This window comes from Psychrobacter sp. 1Y10 (genome assembly GCF_052259005.1).
Taxonomy (GTDB): domain Bacteria; phylum Pseudomonadota; class Gammaproteobacteria; order Pseudomonadales; family Moraxellaceae; genus Psychrobacter; species Psychrobacter saeujeotis.
In genome coordinates, this window is record NZ_JBQQES010000002.1 from 485,226 (window position 1) to 504,776 (window position 19,551).

Consider the following 19,551-nt stretch of genomic DNA (forward strand, 5'->3'; position numbering starts at 1 on the left):
CCACTAGCCTATCTATTGATAGGCTTTTGTTTTTTAGTTTGCTATAGTATGAAAACACTGTTATCGATATGCACTGGCTTTAGTATGACTTCTAAAAAATCGTCACCTACTCTCTCTAAAACATCTACTACTGGCGTTCGTTCAAAGAAATTCATAATAATCGTCTTATTATTACTCGCTGTTGTTATTGCCTATTTTGTATGGTCACGTCCACTATCGAATACATCGACCCCCATAAAAGAGACAACAACAAAAACTGTATCTTCTCAAGCTGAGACACTGTCAGACAATGCAGACAGCGATCTAGCAGACCCAGTAGATACGATGAATAACAACGTGCCTTTATCTGATAAAAAGGCTGTGCCAATTGAGACGCAAGCATCTGATTCTGAAACTATTTTAAACGCCTCATTGCCAGAGACCGATAGTTTAGCCAAAGAAGAAGTTGATCGTTTAGAAGATGAGCATCAACGCTTAATAGACCAAGAAAAATTGGCGGCTGAACAAGTACAAATGAATAAAAAATTAACCGACATGAAAGCTGAGCAAATTAAACTGCTTGAACAGCAAGTCGCACAGCTAGAAGCTGCACAAACGGCTGAATAATAAAAAAAACTATTAAAATTATAAGTGGCTAACCGTACGTCAATATATACTGCTTATCATTAGACAATAGCTTGAGTACATACTACTTATCAAATCATTTGCTTATGGGGTATTCGTTATGACCACTTTGCGTTTGACCCATGACCCAATTTTAAATAGCAGCGCGCAGGTACTTATTTTACCAGTTAATAGTACGGGGATATTCTTAGATCCTATACTCATGCCGTTAATACGTTATAAAGGCCTGCGCACAATGGCCTTATTGACACGGCCACTCCTTTCTAACTCTCCAAAGAATAACCCAACCAAAAAGTCTCATACCTCAAATGTGACCTCTTTAGATTGGGATACGGTAACTTTATCCCTACTCGCTCAACATTTACAAGATATACCAAAAGCTCGTGTAGATATTCATCTGCATAAAAGTATAACTATCTAAACATGTTAAATTCTCTAGTAAAATGTTTTTTCCTGTAGGTCTTAATAAGTATATTTATGTCGTGATATTGATTAAAAGATCACTCCAGCATAATATCAACTGTGCATGCCTTTGAGCATAAATATTTTTTATTTAATATACCTAAACAGGAGAATTAATTATGTCAAATAATAATTCTAGCAAAAACAATACCAAAGACGAGAACAATAACGCGGTAACGGCTGTAGAGGTTGTAAAAGACGATACCGTAGTATTTGAAAATGGCAACTTTGAAGAATACAACGCTGAGCACGACTATCAAGAAGATAAAGATCAGGACAACAAGGCTCAAGACGATAAAACTAAAGACAAGAAAACTGATAATACTGCTAAAAATGATAAATCAGCAGATAACAAGTCTGAAAGCCAAGATAAATCTCAAAGCTCTAGTAAAGCCAAAGACGCTAATGCTAAGTCAGACAACCAAGGCAAAGCTGAAAGCGCTAGCAAAAATGAAAATGTTGAAAAAAATCAGAAATCTGATAAAAAAGAAGCATCTAAGAAAGACACTAAAGCTGAAAAAGATGATCAGTCTGACAAAGCTGGCGATACTAATAAAGAAAGTAAAACTAGCAAAGAAGACAAGACTCGCAAAAGTGACAAGTCCAACGATGCTAAAGAAAATAATGCCAAGCAGCAAGACGACACTGAACAAAATGACGCTGATGCAACAGAGCAGTCCAATGAGAACAGCGACTCTAGCATGTCGATGGCAGGTTTATTCCAATGGGCAAATAAGCTCAGAGAAGACTTTATGTCTGAAGCGATGGGCATGACTAATGGCGTTACCGGAAGAGCTACTGCTATGACGCTAGAGCGATTAATCGCTGTGGTAGATATGGAGCTTGCCGCTTTTGATAAAAGCGTTGACGTTGCCAAAAAACTCATCGCAAATGTAGAAGAAGAGCGCAGCAAAATTGCTAGTAGAAAAGAGAAGTACCAAAGTATGATTGATGATTTAAATCAAGAGTAAGCATTTTAAATTGTTAATTTAGAGTTTGATTAATCCAATGTTAAATGTTTAATTTAAGCGTTTAACATTGGATTTTTTTGGCTAAATAAACTGTCTTAGCAAATGCTTATACAGACATATTTGTCCTTCTAATCTTGCTATAAGCTTGTTTACTTTGAAAACACCGACCAGCCTGTCCTTTCTCCCAGTAGCTCTAATGCTTTCGTCCCAAGTTTTGAGTTACCGACCGAATTTAGGCCAGGTGACCATACTGCGATGGCACCCTTGCCTGGCGCTATCGCTAGAATACCGCCACCGACGCCGCTTTTGCCTGGCAGACCTACCTGATAGGCAAACTCCCCAGAGCCATCGTAGTGACCACACATCATCATTAACGAATTGATCCGCTTGGATTGCTGCGGGCTGATCACCTTTGCCCTTGTGGGTTGATTGATACCGTTGGAGACCAAAAACAGACCTGCACGGGCTAACTGCTCACAACTCATCGCAATCGAGCATTGATGAAAGTAAGTATTCAATATCTTATCGACATCATGTTGTAGATGTCCAAAAGACTTCATAAAGTGAGCGAGTGCAGCGTTTCTATCTTCGTGGTCAATCTCAGACCTTGCCACCTTATAATCAAAGCAGATTGACGCATCATCTGCTATAAAATGCACAAACTGTATAATCTCATCCAATATCTCTTTTGGCTCGCGTCCCATCGTGATAGCATCCACTACCGCAATCGCGCCTGCATTGATAAAAGGATTACGCGGTCGGCCCGATTCGTATTCCAATATGGTAATGGAGTTAAAAGGGTCACCCGAGGGCTCACGGCCCACATGATTCCAGAGCGTACTGCCAAGCTTACTAAGCCCAATAGTTAGCGTAAATACTTTGGAAATACTTTGTATGGAGAATAGGGTATTGGCATCTCCTGCTGAGTATACTTGCCCATCAGGGGTAGCAACACTGATGCCAAACTGGTTGGGATCGACATGTGCAAGCTGCGGAATATAATCTGCTACCTTTCCGCGGTCGGTCTCAAGTGCCATTTGGGCGGTGATATCATCTAGAATCTTTTGCATAGGAGTGGTGTTCTTTTTCGTTATCAAGTAATGATAATTTTAACTGAATATAATCGGATGATGATAGGGGAAATATACTTAGAGATTTATTGGTTGAGTGTCACAAGCTTTATCTAGCCTCAATGCTTTTATGGGCTATATGACTATTATTAGTCACAACTACTTAAATAGACTGATATAAATGGTTCTATTATATCAGTCTATTTTAGGTGGTCTCTTAATAGGTTTGAAGGGCGAAATAGCAGGTTCCGCTGGGGTATGGCCTATGCTATCAAATCTAAACTTCTTAAGATCAAAAAAATCGTTTCTCAACTAATATGTGACTAGACACTCGTATCATATTGTTATGCTCTGCTTTTGTAGTAGGATGAAAAATCTACTTTCAAAACAGGAAACATCTTGTCATAAACCCAGTTATAGAAAAAGGCATACACCAAATAGAAAGTAGCCATAGAGACTCCCATCATAAACGCGCTCCACAAGCTAATATGTAAGTACCACGCAATCAATGGCAGGTACAATGATAGCAGACCACCTTCAAATAAAAACGCATGTAATAGCCTTAGGGCAACAGTCTTGTCTACTTTTCCTCGCATTTTCAACAAGACTTGATCAAATACCCAATTGTAAAAATAGTTCCATAGCATAGCGATAATTGAGCCAACAATAGCCATGCTACCTAATAAATGACTGTCAAAGCCAGATAACAAGCTCGTTAAGGGCACAAATATCATTAAGCCGATGACCTCAAAACCTAGCGTATGGCGAATACGATCTTTAGTAGTACGCATCGAGTTGTCCAATTAAATTAATGATTTATCCGGCTATTGTATCTGTTAAAATGGGATAACCAAGTTAGGACCTATAGGATATACAGATAGATGAGCTTTTCCTTAGAGCAACTAAAAGCCTTTGTCGCGACTGTAGAAACAGGCTCTTTCTCAGCAGCAGCACGTCAACTGGGTAAGGCGCAGTCTGTCATCAGCACGGCTGTTTCCAATTTAGAAATTGATTTAGATAACTTACTATTTGTGCGTGACGGTCGCTATCCAATTTTGACGCCAGCTGGAGAGCGGCTATTGGTAGAAGCACGATTTATACTCGGGCGCTGTGAACACTTTCGCGGGGTTGCCAAAAGTTTGGGCGAAGGCGTAGAGAGTAGATTGGTGTTAGCGGTCGATGAGCTATACCCTTTAGAACGCTTGGGGGCTTTGCTAGATGAGTTTTCATGTCGATTCCCTAGCGTGGAGCTAGAGCTACTGTTTCCTTTAATGGAAGACGTGAGTCAGCTGGTAATAGAGAAACGTGCTGATTTAGGCATTATGTGGCACCAAGATGTACCACCTTCCGCGCTAAATTTTCATATTCTGGGTTGGGAGCGGCTTAAAGTGGTTTGCGCCCCAGAGCATGAGTTGAATAGCCCAAAAATAGGATGGGAAGAGTTAAAACGCTATCGACAACTACTAGTAGCTACTCGTAATCATAGTGAAGATAAAGCACGATTACGGATAGCGTCGGATGTTTGGTGGGTTGAGAGTCAGTGGGTCATCGTTGAGCTAGTACAGCGCAACTTAGGTTGGGCTTTTGTGCCTGAACATGTGGTTGCTAGCGCCTTAGACAGTGGTCTTATAGTTGCACCAACATTGGGCTATGATGATCACGACTGGCCAGTAGCTTTAGTTCTTATTTGGCATAAAGAGCGCGCTTTAGGTAAAGCGGCGACTTGGCTAAAATCGGCTGCGATTGTTCAAGATAGATAATATCTTATTTTTAAGGCATATCATCTAATCGTAGTGTTCAACTTAACCTAATTGAGGTTTCGTGTCTTTTTTACATAATAATCTAGTCAAAAACCATCAAGCCAAGCTCATTAAGTACACTCAGATGTATACTGATTCGATATAAAAGTCTATACCCATTGGAGTCATTTGAGCTACAGTCTAAGGTTTCAATTCTCAATAGAGAACCGTCTTTGTTCTCACAAGAGAGGTCGTATTAAAGACCTTATAATCTAGGTAGAAATTATAATAACTAACACTACAGCTTAAAACAACTTTCCAATTATTCAAAAACAAAAAAACCGCCCTGACTGCTATTACTAACAGTTCAGAGCGGTTTTTTATATCAAACTAAGCTACTTATTCAGCAGTTGTCATTGTACCCTGCTCAATACCTTTCATAGTCAACTTAATGCGACCAACATGAGATTACTCCAGTGCTTATCTTCTTTAACCAGTCCCATTAAGCTCAAATCAAATTTAAGTATAGCTTATTGTACTCTACAAAGTTGAATTGTAGCTATTTCATCACTTCAATGGATAAATTTTTGAATCCAATAAATACTACTCGTAGATCATCAACTGATAAGTTAGGCTCAACCAACTCCCTCCTTCCTATCTTTTCATTAATGGTCTATAAATAGTATTACGCGTTACGTATTACTGGTTTCATTTATGCACATCCTAATCATACGGATATACGTTTAGACAAGTGAACCTATAAGATACTTGGGCTATAACTTAGTAATTAACGCTTAACACAAAAGCCAACTACAAATTACTCTATAATGACTTCAATATGAAGAACTCATCTAAATTGATATCTGAGTAAAAAATACGTTTATTTATCTCTTAAAAGCCCTTCAATTATCCAATTTTGGAGGTTTAAATCGCTCTCATGCCAATTTATATTTTTATCCCAATACCCTTCAGAGCGTTCAAGAAAATTCAACATAGGAAAGCCATAACTTATCTCTACAACTTTAATTTCATCGTCTATACCGTGAATCAGGTCAATGGCTAATGACTGAGTTTCAAGTTTATCAGAAACATTAAAAGCTAACTCTATGTACCTTCTATCAATTTTATCATTATCAAAAACCAAATTTCCGCTTCCTGATGCTCTAAAATCATTCTCTCTAACCATTCTCTTTAAAGCTACTGCTTTATTATCAATCACGACAACTCTAACGTCAAAACCTTTGTTTTCTATAAAGTCTTGAAAATAAGCGTAATCACGTTCAGGACTTTGTTTTTTAGCAAACTCGCTATTAAAAACAAGTCTTGTAACACCTTTTAAAACATTTGTTAACGAATCTATACTTACTGTATCTTTTCCACTCTTTCTAAGCGCTTCTTTTAAATACCCAACCCTATCTAGCTGAGGGAATCCCTTTCCAAAAGACTTATCTATAAACTTAATTGCGTCTGACTTTGATCTAGCCAGCTTAACATTACTAGACCCTGCACCTCGAGTTAGTTTGAAAACTTTGGGATAGCTAGTATTCTTTGCCCATTTCTTCGCTTGTTTCTTATCATAAAAAATATAGCTAGGAACTACTGGTATACCAGCAGCTTCAAGAAGATACTTTTGAGCGACCTTGTTATCAAAATGCCAGCTTGTTTTAAAATCAGGAAAAACTCTTAATCCTGCATGTTCTATAGCAAAAAGGATATTTTTGGCAGCGAGAACATCCTTGATTTGTGAATGATGATGATGCCACATGAAAACATCATAACCTTTTAGTTGTTCTATAATATCAGTATCAAAAGCATTAACTAACTTATAATCAATATTTTTATTTTCGCAATATTCAATCCAACGATCGGAAAAGCTCCCTGGTCTATGATGAATAGCTACTTTCATTTATATTTTCCTCAAAAAAAATCATTGAATATTTTAAAAAAACGGAGTCAATAGATTCTGTTTTTCTTAAAAGAGAGATCATTAAAACACAAAATTAAATTAATAGCACAATCGATACCACATCAATAGAGCAAAATTTTTGGTATGACATGGTTGATGTGATAACCGAATTAATTGTATATCGTAAAATTAAATACATCTTAAATAGACACCAAAATGTAAGTTGCTTTAACACAATGCGGTACATTTCGAATACTAAAGTTCAATAGCTTTATTAGCTAGCAGTTTAACGGCCATTATGAAGCCCGTACTCAAAAATAAAGATAGCAACACCTTGATGTTATTAAAAATATTTTAAAAGAATAGCGAAAACTGCTACAAAAAAATTGATAATTAACACACATTCTAATATTACGAGTAATCTATCTAACTATAAAACACTATATAGATAGAATCAAACAATATGTTGCAATCCGAATATAAGACAAAAATCTAGAAAAACACTTATTTATTACTTAGATAAAACCAATAAAATATTGAAATCAAAACTTATGATTCAACCAAAAAGTCCATAATCACTATTATAACGGTGCTGATGGCAAATTAAAGAAGACTCAATCTACTTTAGAAAATATTACTACATGTGGACTACAAGGTATATTGTCATTATGTCAATAGCTAGATCTATTGTTACATATAGCGCACAGCCAGAGATTAATATCCTTACTAGGAAACTAAATGCATTTGATAAAAGTAATATTTAACTATTTAGTAACATTAAAGAGACAGACAAAAAAACCGCCCCGACTGCTATTACTAACAGTTCAGAGCGGTTTTTTATATCAAATTAAGCTACTTATTCAGCAGTTGTTGCTGTACCTTGCTCAATACCTTTCATAGTCAACTTAATGCGACCACGGTTATCAACGTCTTGAACCAAGACACTAACCGTCTGACCTTCTTTTAGATAATCTGATACATTCTCTACACGCTCTTCTGCAATTTGTGAGATATGCACGAGACCATCTGTGTTTGGCAAGACGTTAACGAACGCGCCGAAGTCAACGATACGAGCGACCGTACCTTCGTAAGTTTTACCAACTTCAACTTCAGCCGTCAATGCTTCGATTTTACCAATAGCAGCTTTAGTTGCCGCTTTATTCTCACCAAAAATACGAATCGTACCAGCATCATCAATATCGATAACCGCGCCAGTCTCTTCTGTGAGCTGACGAATCATCGCGCCGCCTTTACCGATGACATCACGAATCTTATCAGGATTGATTTCGATAACCGCGTAGTTCGGTGCATGGGCGTTGATTTCAGTACGGCTCTCTGGCAATACTTGGTTCATGGCATCCAAGATATGGATACGACCAGCATGAGCTTGCTTTAGCGCTTGCTCCATGATGTCAGGCGTGATGCCTTCGATTTTGATGTCCATCTGTAGCGCAGTGATACCGTCTTTAGAACCAGCGACCTTAAAGTCCATATCGCCTAAATGATCTTCATCACCTAAGATGTCTGACAATACAGCAAAGCGCTCGCCTTCTTTAACCAGACCCATTGCAATACCAGCGACTGGCGCTTTTAATGGTACACCAGCATCCATTAATGCCAAGCTTGCACCGCAAACAGACGCCATAGAAGAAGAACCATTTGATTCAGTGATTTCTGATACCACACGGATGACATACGGGAAGCGTTCGCTGTCCGGTAGCATCGCTTGTACACCACGGCGCGCTAGACGACCATGACCGATTTCGCGACGTTTAGGGATACCTTCACGGCCAGTCTCACCCACTGAGAAATGCGGGAAGTTATAGTGCAGCATGAAATGGTCACGGATAGTGCCACCTAATGAATCAATCATGTTAACATCACGGCTATTGCCTAGCGTAGTGGTGACTAAGGCTTGCGTCTCACCGCGAGTAAATAATGCTGAACCATGCGTATATGGCAATACACCAACCTGCACGTCAAGCGCACGGACTGTTTCAGGATCACGGCCATCGATACGCGGCTTACCTGACAAGATATTGTCACGAACCGTACGATATTTAAGGTCGTTGTAGATTTCTTTTAGCTCAGATACCGTATCAGCATAAGTTTCTGACTCAGCATCACCAGCAAGCGCATCAATGATTGATTGCTTAATTTCATCGAGCTTGGTGTAACGCGCTTGCTTATCAGTAATGGTATAAGCATCTGCAACTTGCTCACCGAACTGCTCTTTCATGCTGCTGGTAAGCGCTTGGTCACGCTCAGGGGCAACATACTGCTGCTTAGCGGTACCGATCTCTTCTGCCATTGAAGCAATGTTATCAATCACGATTTGCTGTTGCTGATGACCATATAATACCGCGCCTAACATCTGATCTTCTGACAGCTCTGCTGCTTCAGATTCAACCATTAATACTGCAGACTTGGTACCAGCTACGACTAGGTCAAGATCACTCTCTTTAAGCTGCTCAGTCGTTGGGTTTAGTACGTACTCACCACCGATAAAGCCAACACGTGCCGCAGCGACAGGACCATTAAATGGCGCATCAGAGATTGCTAATGCTGCTGAAGCACCGATTAATGCTGCAATGTCTGCAGACTGGGTTTTATCTGAGGATACAACTGTTGCTGTAATCTGAATCTCGTTGACATAGCCTTCAGGGAACAGTGGACGAATTGGACGATCAATAAGACGCGAGGTTAGAGTCTCAAACTCGCTCGCGCGGCCTTCACGTTTGCCGTATGCACCTGGAATTTTACCCGCTGCATACATTTTTTCTTGATAGTTTACAGTTAATGGAAAGAAGTTTTGACCTTCTTTAGCTTCAGACTTTACTACTGCTGCAACCAGTACTGATACACCGCCCATATGAACCATAATAGAGTTGGCTTGGCGGGCAACACGGCCAGTTTCAAGGACGACCTTTTGGTCGCCATATTGGAATTCACGTTTAATAGTATTAAACATTGTCGGATTTGTCATATATTTTTCCTAATGTTGAATGACGAAAACAATTTCAATTGCTTGCGCAATCTAATATCGGTCATTAAGTGTTCTATCGTACTTTGATGTACTGATAAATCGTATTTAGTGGCCTTATTGCCAGGTCATATATTTACCAATGGTACTACTGTATTTTCTTTATTATTCAGATTCAGTTTTTATAGCCATCTACCATCATAAACTTTCTATCATCATGGATTTTAATAGTGTTCTACACCGTTTCCACACTTTTTTTATTATGTAAATTATTTATATAACATAACAATATATAGAGACAAACTACGAGATAGATACTGTGTTTTAACGCGCTATAAAATTACCCAATGCACCATTTTACAGTGATTTATAGGTGTTGACCAATTAAATACAAAACTGAGTGTTTTTATGGTCAAAAGTTGGGCTAAACGGCAACCAGACTACCTAATACTTACCAGATATCCATAAAAAAGCGGCGTGAAACTATTCCACACCGCTCTTTCATTACTTACATATTATATTGATAACAGTCAATTATTTTTTCAACACTTAAAAGAGAGTCTTTAGAGTCATATGACAAATAAGCACTACCTTTTTACTTAACTATTATTAATATTGCAGACGTCAAATTAACGACGTAGACCCAACTGCTTGATAACAGTTGTATAGCGACCAAGATCTTTACCTTTTAGGTAATCAAGCAATTTACGGCGCGTATTAACCATACGGATAAGGCCACGACGGCTATGGTGATCGGCTTTATGCTCTTTAAAATGATTCTGTAAATCATTGATACGAGCACTTAACAAAGCGATTTGAACTTCTGGTGAACCTGTGTCATTTTCGCCGCGCTGGTATTGAGCGATGATTTGTTCGCGATCGGTATTAGTTAGCATAAATATCTCCGGCAATGCTAAAATCTCAAAGATGTACTCAGATTTAAGCCATCTTTTGAGCATTAGAATAATAATTAAAGTAACTTTATCGTCATTCAGGACAACCCTGCATTACTAGAGTTGACCTAGTGTACGACAAGCTCAATGAATAATAACAATTATTTAAAAATAGATTAGATAGCGACAAAATAATGCATAAATCGACCTTATAATCGAAATAGTAAACAAAATATTTTGACTTATCTAAAATCATATTTAAATGTGGTGGCAATTATAACAAAAAACTGCTGAACTCGCAGCAGTTTTTCATATTAGTTTTCTTGTTTAATCAAGGTTTTTTAGAAGCAATAAAATAACTGATCGTCTTAGACTATTTGTTTTTTATATCAGCTTCAGTAGCCTTGCCACCAAGCTCATCACCATCTAAAGGCACTGTCGTCGCTTCTGCTATGCTATCTGGAATAGCGTCTTTGCTAGGATTGATGTCTTCTGCAAGCTTTTCAATTTCTTGTTCTTGTTTATCCATATTTTGTTTTGATTTATCCATAATATTTCCTTAAAACTATTTAATAACTGTGAAATACTAACCATCACTTGATTAGTACTCACGGTAAAAATTCGTTTAACAAAAGCTTCTTGGACTCAAAGCACTACTTATCGTCGTCTTTAGCATTTTCTAAATTATCAGCGATACGCTCGGCTGCAGCTTCAGTATCTTTGGTATGGTTGTCTTCAGTTTGGCTCTTGAGCGCTGCAGTTGCAGACTCAGAACGTTGTTGCTCAACTTTAGTATCGTTTGGATTAGGGTTAGCCATAATAATTTCCTTAGTTAATATCAGTTAATATTGTTCTAGTTTAGAATAAAAATATAATGAGTTGTTTTACGTTTTGTAGAGTATTTGAACTAGTTAAGACAATGCTTTATCAATAGCTTCAACAAAGTTATCAATGTCATCCGGGTTGCGAGAGGTAATTAAATTACCGTCGATCTGTACTGTTGTATCGATAAAATCTGCACCAGCATTTTCTAAATCTGTTTGCAATGAGTGATAAGCGGTCAACTTCTTACCCTTTGCGATACCTGTATTGATAAGCACCCAAGGCGCATGACAAATAACTGCCAGTGGTTTACCTGCTTTATAAACAGTATTGATGATACTGTGTGCCTCTGCATTGCCACGGATAGTGTCAGCATTGACAGTTCCGCCTGGCAGTACCAACGCATCGTAGTCAGCTGCATTTGCATCACTTGCAAAGATATCAGCGGTAAAAGTATCACCTTTGTTGACGTCCTGTTTCATTGCTTGAACGTCTTTATCTTTATTAGTTGTAATCAATATAGTTTTATAACCTTTGTCTTTCAACTGGTTATTTACGTCTTCATATTCTGCTTGCTCAAAATTATTGTGTAATAAAAAAGCGACGGTTTTCATATTATTCCTTATTTAACGATTGGGAATTTATGTGAATAAATTAACTAATAACTCTATTTATCATAATTTTTTATTATTATTAAGTATTTTCTATTATTCATCCTCAGTGATCTATTAGTCGTCCGTGCCCTGCTAAAGCTATTACCTGTTATATTTCTTATATGAAGCCCTTCCCATAAGATGTTTTTATTATCAAATTAAGTTTTTGTTTTTATAGATTAATTTTACCATTGAGCTTTGTTATTTTATTTGTCCTTCCCTGTCACTTTCCTTAGCTGACTTAACTAATGTACAAAAAAAACAGGTTTCACCATAGGCGAAACCTGCAATAAAATGTGACGATATGTGATTAATGTAAACTGTTAGTAAGCTGCTCAGGAATTGTCTATAAGATAGTTTAGAAAAATAACCTTAACGTTGAATCAACTTCTTTGGTTGCAACCGTCCATTGAGACTAACGGCACCTAAACCCAAAAACTGACCTTGCTCATTTATTAAACGAATATCTATTGGTGTCTCGTACGTTAACAGTTGTGCGCTAGCAGTGTCCTTAGAGGTAGCAAAGTTACTTTTGTCGGTATGGATAGACGACTGGTTATCTATCCTATCTAAAATATAGCTCTTAATCTGGTCTGTCAATTGTTCAGATACGTTTAAGCGTTGACCCATATGGATACGCTTACACTGCTCAGTCGTCAATGTCAGCTTCATATCGATATCGATACATGCATCCACTGGCATTAACTGTGCTTGACGATTATCCAATGCTTGTTCTTCTAATGCGGTCAAGCTAAGCGCATTATCAATATCGAATTTACCGACTTGCAAGCGCCGCAGTGCTGTCAGATGCCCTAATGTACCTATCGTTTTAGCGATGTCTTCACCAAGCACGCGTACATAGGTGCCTTTGGTGCAAGTAACCGTCAACTGTATTTGTTCGTTATCAAGTGCTTTTAAATCAATTGACTTGATGACGATATTTCTTGGTAAACGCTCTACTTCAATACCAGCCCGTGCATACTCATAAAGTTTTTTGCCGTCCTTTTTTAGCGCCGAATACATGGGTGGTATTTGCTGCTGAGCGCCCAAAAACTGCTGGGCGATTTTTTCTAACTCTACCTCATCAAACTTTGGCACAGACATAGTTTTAACAATCTGACCCTCCGCATCACCAGTATCAGTCTGACTACCAAGCAAGATAGTCGCTTGATAAGTTTTATCGGCATCCAATTGATAGTGGCTAAATTTGGTAGCCTCACCCAGACAGATAGGTAACAAGCCAGTGGCCATGGGATCAAGCGTACCAGTATGACCCGCTTTTTTACTATTATGGTTTGGCGATTTAAAAAGATATTTCACTTTCGATACCACTTGCTGTGATGTCATACCGTAAGGCTTATCTATTAAAATAACCCCTGAGACTTTTATTTTATCAGGTACTATTTTAGCTTTTTTATCAGTTTGCTCAGGCGCTATAGACATAATAGTAATTTACTCGTCATTCTCGTTTTGTTCAGTTTTACTGACGGCTTGATTGATTAAATCCATCATATAATTGCCGCGCGCAGTGACTTCATCATAATGAAAACGCAAACGTGGCGTAGTACGCGTTTTTAAACTATGGCTAAGCTCAGTACGCAAAAACCCTGCCGCTTTATTAAGAACTTCTATGCTTTGTTCATGATTGGTTTTAGTCATGGCATCATTGAGCTCAGGCTCCATAATAGTGACGTATACATCAGCATAACCCAAATCTGGACTGACCTTCACACTAGAGATAGTTACAAAGCCCGTCAAACGCGGATCATTGACCTCGTCACGAATTAGCACTGCAAGCTCACGCTGTATCTGATCTGATAAGCGTTGTAAACGTTGATTCATTTTATTATCCTACTTTTCAATAATATTTTAAAAATAGCTTTTAATAGCGGAAATATACGATAAAAAAGGCCTACCAGGATGATCCTGTTAGACCTTAATATGTCGTTATATTAATACTCTAAGTTCTAACGAATAAAAATACAATATGGTTAAATTGTACGTTCAAACTGTTGAATCTCAAAGACTTCAATCTTATCACCAGCTTCGACATCATAACCACGAACGGCAAGACCACATTCCATGCCAGTACGCACTTCATTAACGTCTTCTTTGTAACGGCGTAGCGACTGTAACTGTCCAGTGAAGATAACTTTATCATCACGTAATACACGAATTGGCTTATTACGATAAATAGTCCCTTCAACCACCATACAACCAGCAGCAGCACCGAATTTGCTAGAACGGAATACTTCACGAACTTCTGCAATACCAAGAATCTTCTCACGATGTTCAGGCGCAAGCAAGCCACTCATCGCAGCTTTTACATCGTCAATCAAGCCATAGATTACGCTGTAATAACGAATATCCATGTTGGCAGTATCTGCTTTACGGCGTGCAGTTGCATCTGCGCGAACATTGAAGCCCAATAATACAGCTTCACTTGATTCTGCAAGCGTGACATCAGACTCAGAAATTGGACCAACACCTGAGCTAATCACTCGTACTTTAACTTCATCGGTGGACAGCTCATTTAGTGCAGCTAGTAAGGCTTCGAGTGAACCACGTACGTCAGTTTTTAGTACGATATTTAAGAATGACACATCGCCTTGTTCCATCTGATCAAACATGCTTTCTAAACGCATGGCATTTTGACGTTCAAGTTGACGCTCACGCTCACGGTTGGTTCTAAAATCTGCAACTTCACGTGCTTTTTTCTCGTCTGTTACGACTAAGAATTCACTACCAGCTGCTGGCGTTTCAGGTAAGCCTAGGATTTCGACCGGTATAGAAGGACCTGCTGACTGTACACGTTTACCATGTTCATCCGTTATTGCACGCACTTTACCGTAATGCTCACCAGCTAGCACTAGATCACCCTGTTTAAGTGTGCCTTTCTTGACCAATACACTAACAACAGGACCACGACCTTTTTCAAGTTTTGACTCAATGACCACACCTTGTGCAGCACCATCTAATGGCGCTTCTAGTTCCATTAGTTCAGCCTGTAAGCTAATATATTCTAAAAGATCATCAATGCCTTCACCGGTCTTGGCTGAAATACGAGCCATTGGTGTATCACCGCCCCAATCTTCTGAGACCACTTCTTTTGTAGTTAACTCATTAAGGACGCGATCAGGATCAGCACCTGGCTTATCCATTTTATTGATAGCTACGATTAAAGGTGTACCAGCAGCGCGCGCATGATCAATTGCTTCTTCTGTCTGCGGCATCATGCCATCATCCGCTGCCACAACCAATACTACAATATCAGTAGCTTGCGCACCACGTGATCGCATAGCGCTAAAGGCTGCGTGACCTGGAGTATCAAGGAAAGTAATAACGCCGCGTTCCGTCTCTACATGATAAGCACCAATATGTTGAGTAATACCACCTGCTTCACCTGTGGCGACCTTCGTTTCACGAATCTTATCAAGTAATGAGGTTTTACCATGGTCAACATGACCCATAATAGTAACCACTGGTGGCCGCGTTTGTACATTACTGCTGCGCTCATCAACGGCATCGTGAAGATCATCTTCAACTTTAGTATCACTAACAGGCACTGGATTATGTCCCATTTCTTCAACGATTAAGCTGGCTGTTGCTTGGTCAATCGTATCTGATTCTCGAGCCATTTCACCCATTTTCATCAGCAGTTTAGTGACTTCGCGTGCTTTGACCGCCATACGCTGGGCCAAGTCTGCGACAGTAATATGTTCACTAATCTCTACATCATAGACAATCTTTTCGAGCGGCTTTTCAAACTTATGCTGCGACGCTTGAGAGGAACGTAGACCATTTTTGGTATTTTTGATTTCACGTTCGCTTTGATTTTTACGGCGACGTCCACGAGTACCTGTACTATTCGCTCCTCGTTTGATCTCACGGCGCTCTTTTTCAAACGATTCTTCTAATGCGTCCCCAACCAACCCTTCGGCCAATGGCTCATCCTTACGAACTTCAGTCGCAGGTTCACGGTCAGTATATTTACCAGCCATCTTACGCATCTGCTCAAGGGTACGCTTTTGCGCTTCTTCAGCTTGTACGCGACGTGTTTCGCTCTCAATTTGACGTAAACGCTCTTCTTCTTTCTCACGTGCTTCACGAACTTTACGTTCAGCAGCTGTTTCAGTCTTTGGCTTAGTAGCAGCAACTTTTTTCTTTTCTTTCTCTTTTTCTTTAGGTTTAACTTCAACGGTAGCTTTGCCGCCTTTTTTGACTACGACTGAGGTAGATACTTCCTCACCTTTGCCTTCTGAGCTTTTACTTGAACCAAGACTTGCCCGCATAGCAGCTAAGGTAGCCGCTTGACGCTCTTCTGATTTTTTCTTAGTGGCATCACGCTCTTCAGCTTCTTTAGCCGCACGTGCTTGTGCCTCAATCATCGCCTGTTCACGGGCAGCCAATTCTTCTGCCATTTTTTCTGGATTCGGCTTATCAAACACTTTCTTTTTACGTACTTCAACATTGACGCTCTTAGATTTACCTGAAGAGCCCGTCACGCGCGCAGTACTGGTCGTTTTAGATTTAAGACTAATACGACGTTTTTCTTGCTGTCCGTGACTTTGTTTTAAATACGTTACCAATTTTTCTTGCTCAAGTTCGGTGACTGAGTCATCCTCCCCGCGAGCAGGTAGCCCAGCATCCTGGAGTTGCTGCTGTACAGCACCGACGGTTTTGCCTACCATTTCTGCCAGTTCTTTGACGGTCTTATCTGCCATTTATTATCACCTACTGTCTATTATTTGCTATTTGTTCAATTCAGTTGTTGGCTACAAATGATTGCGTTTGACCAAAACAGAGATTATTTAATATAATTGGATGTTATATAAGTATATTAAATATTAATCTTTTATTAGCCTTTCATTATTAATAGCATACCACCAAAAGACAGCGATATGCAGTTAACACCTATTCATCGAACCAAGATTCCCGAGCCTTCATGATAAGCTTGCCTGCTGTTTCAGCATCTAAACCTTCAATATCTTCTAAATCAAAAACTGCTTGTTCAGCCAGATCGTCAACGGTAATAATGTCTTTTTGAGCCATTTTATAGGCCCAACTGACTGTCATACCCTCAAGATCCTGCAATTCTTGACTCGGCTCTTTCATGTTTTGCTGTTTAAATAATTCATCTGCAATGACTACTTCTTTAGCACGTTCTTGAATCATGTCAATTGCTTCATCGTCTAACCCTTCAATATCGTAGAAGGTCTCGACAGGTACATATGCTACTTCTTCAATACTCGTAAAGCCTATATCAACCAAAGCTTGGGCAAGGTCCTGATCTACTTCTAAACGCTCATAGAACAATTCAATAAATGCCTTGCTTTCGTTTTCTTGACGCTGTTGATACTCTTCTTCTAGCATCATGTTCAACTTATAACCAGTCAACTCTGAAGCCAAACGTACGTTTTGTCCTTGCGAACCAATGGCACGCGCAAGCTGATCATTGGTACTAAAGATAATATCTGCTGTCTGGGTATCTTCATCTAAGATGATACTGCTGACGTCTGCAGGTTCAAGTGCACTGATAATATATTGTGCAGGATCGTCTGACCATACTACGACATCGATACGTTCTCCATCAAGCTCTTGCTGTACTGCTTGAATACGTGTACCACGCATACCAATACATGCACCCACCGGATCAATACGATGATCATTAGTCTTAACGGATATTTTAGCACGAGTACCTGGTAGGCGAGCGACATTACGAATCTCAATAATTTGCTCTGCGATTTCGGGTACTTCCTTTTGCATTAACGCTGAAAGCATTTCAGGATGCGTACGCGATAATAGTAGCTGTGCACCGCGATTTTCACGATTCACATGATACAAGATAGCATTAATACGTGATTTAACGCGTAGCTGCTCACGTGGCAACATATGATCTCGTGCTAAATAGCCTTCTGCATTGTCACCTAGATCGATAATATAACCATCACGCGTCTGCTTTTTAACTTCGCCATACATCATCTCACCAATACGTGGCTCAAAAGCATCTGCTACTAAGGCACGCTCAGCTTCACGGATTTTTTGGATGATTACCTGCTTTGCTTGAGTCGCTGCGATACGCCCAAATTCGATCGACTCAATCTGCTCTTCCTTTACATCCCCGATCGACCATTCTTCTTGATCAAGGTCAGTAATAGCAAGCTGACAAGCTGGCATTTCATGATCTTCATCAGCAACCACTGTCCAATAACGATAAGTATCATAATCGCCAGTAGTACGATCGATAGCCACTCGTACTGCCACTTCTGGCTGTTCGGTATATACTTTTTTCTTAGTCGATACTACTAAAGCGTCTTCTATGGCTTCAAATATATCTTCAGGGTTTAGGCCTTTTTCATTACTGACGGTTTCAACTACCGTTAAGATTTCACGACTCATGCTATACCAGTCCTATACTTACTTAAATTTCATAATTTGTGTATTGACGTTATGTTGCTAAAGTAAACCGTACGTTATCTAAGTTTTACAACATCAAGTGTCTTCAAAAACGAGATTGGCCTTGTCGATATTACTAAAAGTAATCTCGAACTGCTCATTGTCAGTAGCAGTAAGAATCAACGAGGTAGCACCCATACTATCTAGGTTACCCGTTACTTTTCGTCGTTTTTTGTCCCCTTGTCCTATTGCTTGGATCAGACGCAAACTAACCGTTTGTCCGATATAGTCTCGCATTTGCTCTTCTGAGAAGAACGCACGATCAAACCCTGGCGATGATACTTCTAAAATATACTCACCCGCAATAGGATCATGTACTTCAAGAATACCACTCACTTGATGGTTGACTGCGGCACAGTCCTCAATAGTTACCTGTTTGTCTTGCGCTTGCTCTTCTGGTAGCGACTCAATATAAATACGCAATAAAGAACGACGTCCCTGTGGTACGAACTCTACGCCCCACAAAGCTACATCACATGCCGCTACTGCAGGAGCAATAATATTGGTCAATTCTTCAACTTTGGTAGAAAGTTTCATAATTTGTTTATAGTTTCCTATTTACTGGTGTACAGAACTTAAAGCGTTTTTTTATATTTTATGAGCAACGTTTAAGAATAACACTGTAATCGTTGTATCTTTTTGCAGCTAAACTAAAGTGTATGACTTTGCATATTAAGTCCAAGCCTCGTATCGTCTTATACTTATAGAATAATACAAATTATAGACGTTGGATTAAGGCTGTACATTCTAATAGAATACACAAAGCCAAAATATCACTGAGAGAGTATGAAATAAAAGGTATTGCCGCTTATGAAGCGCTGCACAATTAACCGATATTACTTCACTCTATAAAAATAGAGCTTAGCATAAGTAGGATAAATACCGTGATAACACAGACTCTCAGATACAAAAAAACCCACAAACATAATGGTGGGCTTATTGCAACTGACAATTTAGTGTACAAAAATCAGT

At 39.2% G+C, this 19,551-nt stretch carries 17 protein-coding genes; 4 read left to right on the forward strand and 13 right to left on the reverse strand.

Features of this window, described 5'->3' with window-relative positions:
* The first annotated feature begins 84 nt into the window (after positions 1-84).
* The 3 genes from ACTXGH_RS05045 to ACTXGH_RS05055 all read left to right on the forward strand — a co-directional run bounded on the left by ACTXGH_RS05045 (position 85) and on the right by ACTXGH_RS05055 (position 2,057).
* On the forward strand, positions 85-606 hold the full coding sequence (locus ACTXGH_RS05045) for a hypothetical protein (RefSeq protein ID WP_439296121.1): 522 nt from the start codon (positions 85-87) through the stop codon (positions 604-606).
* A gap of 118 nt (positions 607-724) precedes the next feature.
* On the forward strand, positions 725-1,045 hold the full coding sequence (locus tag ACTXGH_RS05050; RefSeq protein WP_439262489.1) for a hypothetical protein: 321 nt from the start codon (positions 725-727) through the stop codon (positions 1,043-1,045).
* A gap of 160 nt (positions 1,046-1,205) precedes the next feature.
* A complete protein-coding gene (locus tag ACTXGH_RS05055) occupies positions 1,206-2,057 on the forward strand; it encodes a hypothetical protein (protein ID WP_439262491.1) in 852 nt (283 codons plus the stop codon).
* Between the two features lie 149 nt (positions 2,058-2,206).
* Here ACTXGH_RS05055 and ACTXGH_RS05060 read toward each other — a convergent pair whose 3' ends face one another.
* Together ACTXGH_RS05060 and ACTXGH_RS05065 are read right to left on the reverse strand one after the other, a co-directional pair.
* Positions 2,207-3,127 carry a glutaminase gene (locus tag ACTXGH_RS05060; RefSeq protein ID WP_439296122.1) on the reverse strand — a complete coding sequence of 307 codons (921 nt, stop codon included), beginning with the start codon at positions 3,125-3,127 and terminating at the stop codon, positions 2,207-2,209.
* A gap of 344 nt (positions 3,128-3,471) precedes the next feature.
* Positions 3,472-3,918 carry a PACE efflux transporter gene (locus tag ACTXGH_RS05065; RefSeq protein ID WP_439296123.1) on the reverse strand — a complete coding sequence of 149 codons (447 nt, stop codon included), beginning with the start codon at positions 3,916-3,918 and terminating at the stop codon, positions 3,472-3,474.
* Positions 3,919-4,008: 90 nt separating this feature from the next.
* On the opposite strand from ACTXGH_RS05065, the gene ACTXGH_RS05070 reads away from it, so the two are divergent.
* Entirely contained in the window at positions 4,009-4,887 is an 879-nt protein-coding gene (locus ACTXGH_RS05070) for a LysR family transcriptional regulator (RefSeq protein WP_439296124.1), read from the forward strand.
* 859 nt (positions 4,888-5,746) lie between these two features.
* Here the strand turns inward: ACTXGH_RS05070 and ACTXGH_RS05075 are convergent.
* From ACTXGH_RS05075 to rimP, 11 genes are all read right to left on the reverse strand, one after another.
* Complete coding sequence (locus ACTXGH_RS05075; protein ID WP_439262497.1) at positions 5,747-6,772, reverse strand: ATP-grasp domain-containing protein; 1,026 nt, start codon at positions 6,770-6,772, stop codon at positions 5,747-5,749.
* Positions 6,773-7,628: 856 nt separating this feature from the next.
* Positions 7,629-9,743, reverse strand: a complete 2,115-nt coding sequence (gene pnp, locus ACTXGH_RS05080) for a polyribonucleotide nucleotidyltransferase (RefSeq protein ID WP_439262624.1) — start codon at positions 9,741-9,743, stop codon at positions 7,629-7,631.
* Positions 9,744-10,384: 641 nt separating this feature from the next.
* Positions 10,385-10,651, reverse strand: a complete 267-nt coding sequence (rpsO, locus tag ACTXGH_RS05085; RefSeq protein ID WP_299218723.1) for a 30S ribosomal protein S15 — start codon at positions 10,649-10,651, stop codon at positions 10,385-10,387.
* 370 nt (positions 10,652-11,021) lie between these two features.
* Positions 11,022-11,198, reverse strand: coding sequence for a hypothetical protein (locus tag ACTXGH_RS05090; protein ID WP_439296125.1), 177 nt, complete (start codon positions 11,196-11,198; stop codon positions 11,022-11,024).
* A gap of 103 nt (positions 11,199-11,301) precedes the next feature.
* Positions 11,302-11,466, reverse strand: coding sequence for a hypothetical protein (locus ACTXGH_RS05095; protein WP_439296126.1), 165 nt, complete (start codon positions 11,464-11,466; stop codon positions 11,302-11,304).
* A 93-nt stretch (positions 11,467-11,559) separates the two neighbouring features.
* Positions 11,560-12,084 (reverse strand): type 1 glutamine amidotransferase domain-containing protein, encoded by a 525-nt coding sequence (locus ACTXGH_RS05100; RefSeq protein WP_439296127.1) that lies wholly within the window; start codon positions 12,082-12,084, stop codon positions 11,560-11,562.
* Positions 12,085-12,495: 411 nt separating this feature from the next.
* A complete protein-coding gene (gene truB, locus ACTXGH_RS05105) occupies positions 12,496-13,566 on the reverse strand; it encodes a tRNA pseudouridine(55) synthase TruB (RefSeq protein WP_439262504.1) in 1,071 nt (356 codons plus the stop codon).
* Between the two features lie 9 nt (positions 13,567-13,575).
* A complete protein-coding gene (locus ACTXGH_RS05110; protein ID WP_058367855.1) occupies positions 13,576-13,965 on the reverse strand; it encodes a ribosome-binding factor A in 390 nt (129 codons plus the stop codon).
* Between the two features lie 149 nt (positions 13,966-14,114).
* On the reverse strand, positions 14,115-16,847 hold the full coding sequence (gene infB, locus ACTXGH_RS05115; RefSeq protein ID WP_439296128.1) for a translation initiation factor IF-2: 2,733 nt from the start codon (positions 16,845-16,847) through the stop codon (positions 14,115-14,117).
* Positions 16,848-17,037: 190 nt separating this feature from the next.
* Positions 17,038-18,522 carry a transcription termination factor NusA gene (gene nusA, locus ACTXGH_RS05120; protein ID WP_299218735.1) on the reverse strand — a complete coding sequence of 495 codons (1,485 nt, stop codon included), beginning with the start codon at positions 18,520-18,522 and terminating at the stop codon, positions 17,038-17,040.
* Positions 18,523-18,615: 93 nt separating this feature from the next.
* Positions 18,616-19,116, reverse strand: coding sequence for a ribosome maturation factor RimP (rimP, locus tag ACTXGH_RS05125; RefSeq protein WP_439296129.1), 501 nt, complete (start codon positions 19,114-19,116; stop codon positions 18,616-18,618).
* Positions 19,117-19,551: the final 435 nt, after the last annotated feature.

Excerpts from the sequence above, each read along its gene's own strand:
- ACTXGH_RS05045 (WP_439296121.1), top strand. The coding sequence starts at position 85 with ATGACTTCTAAAAAATCGTCACCTACTCTCTCTAAAACATCTACTACT.
- ACTXGH_RS05050 (WP_439262489.1), top strand. The coding sequence starts at position 725 with ATGACCACTTTGCGTTTGACCCATGACCCAATTTTAAATAGCAGCGCG.
- ACTXGH_RS05055 (WP_439262491.1), top strand. The coding sequence starts at position 1,206 with ATGTCAAATAATAATTCTAGCAAAAACAATACCAAAGACGAGAACAAT.
- ACTXGH_RS05060 (WP_439296122.1), bottom strand. The coding sequence starts at position 3,127 with ATGCAAAAGATTCTAGATGATATCACCGCCCAAATGGCACTTGAGACC.
- ACTXGH_RS05065 (WP_439296123.1), bottom strand. The coding sequence starts at position 3,918 with ATGCGTACTACTAAAGATCGTATTCGCCATACGCTAGGTTTTGAGGTC.
- ACTXGH_RS05070 (WP_439296124.1), top strand. The coding sequence starts at position 4,009 with ATGAGCTTTTCCTTAGAGCAACTAAAAGCCTTTGTCGCGACTGTAGAA.
- ACTXGH_RS05075 (WP_439262497.1), bottom strand. The coding sequence starts at position 6,772 with ATGAAAGTAGCTATTCATCATAGACCAGGGAGCTTTTCCGATCGTTGG.
- pnp (WP_439262624.1), bottom strand. The coding sequence starts at position 9,743 with ATGTTTAATACTATTAAACGTGAATTCCAATATGGCGACCAAAAGGTC.
- rpsO (WP_299218723.1), bottom strand. The coding sequence starts at position 10,651 with ATGCTAACTAATACCGATCGCGAACAAATCATCGCTCAATACCAGCGC.
- ACTXGH_RS05090 (WP_439296125.1), bottom strand. The coding sequence starts at position 11,198 with ATGGATAAATCAAAACAAAATATGGATAAACAAGAACAAGAAATTGAA.
- ACTXGH_RS05095 (WP_439296126.1), bottom strand. The coding sequence starts at position 11,466 with ATGGCTAACCCTAATCCAAACGATACTAAAGTTGAGCAACAACGTTCT.
- ACTXGH_RS05100 (WP_439296127.1), bottom strand. The coding sequence starts at position 12,084 with ATGAAAACCGTCGCTTTTTTATTACACAATAATTTTGAGCAAGCAGAA.
- truB (WP_439262504.1), bottom strand. The coding sequence starts at position 13,566 with ATGTCTATAGCGCCTGAGCAAACTGATAAAAAAGCTAAAATAGTACCT.
- ACTXGH_RS05110 (WP_058367855.1), bottom strand. The coding sequence starts at position 13,965 with ATGAATCAACGTTTACAACGCTTATCAGATCAGATACAGCGTGAGCTT.
- infB (WP_439296128.1), bottom strand. The coding sequence starts at position 16,847 with ATGGCAGATAAGACCGTCAAAGAACTGGCAGAAATGGTAGGCAAAACC.
- nusA (WP_299218735.1), bottom strand. The coding sequence starts at position 18,522 with ATGAGTCGTGAAATCTTAACGGTAGTTGAAACCGTCAGTAATGAAAAA.
- rimP (WP_439296129.1), bottom strand. The coding sequence starts at position 19,116 with ATGAAACTTTCTACCAAAGTTGAAGAATTGACCAATATTATTGCTCCT.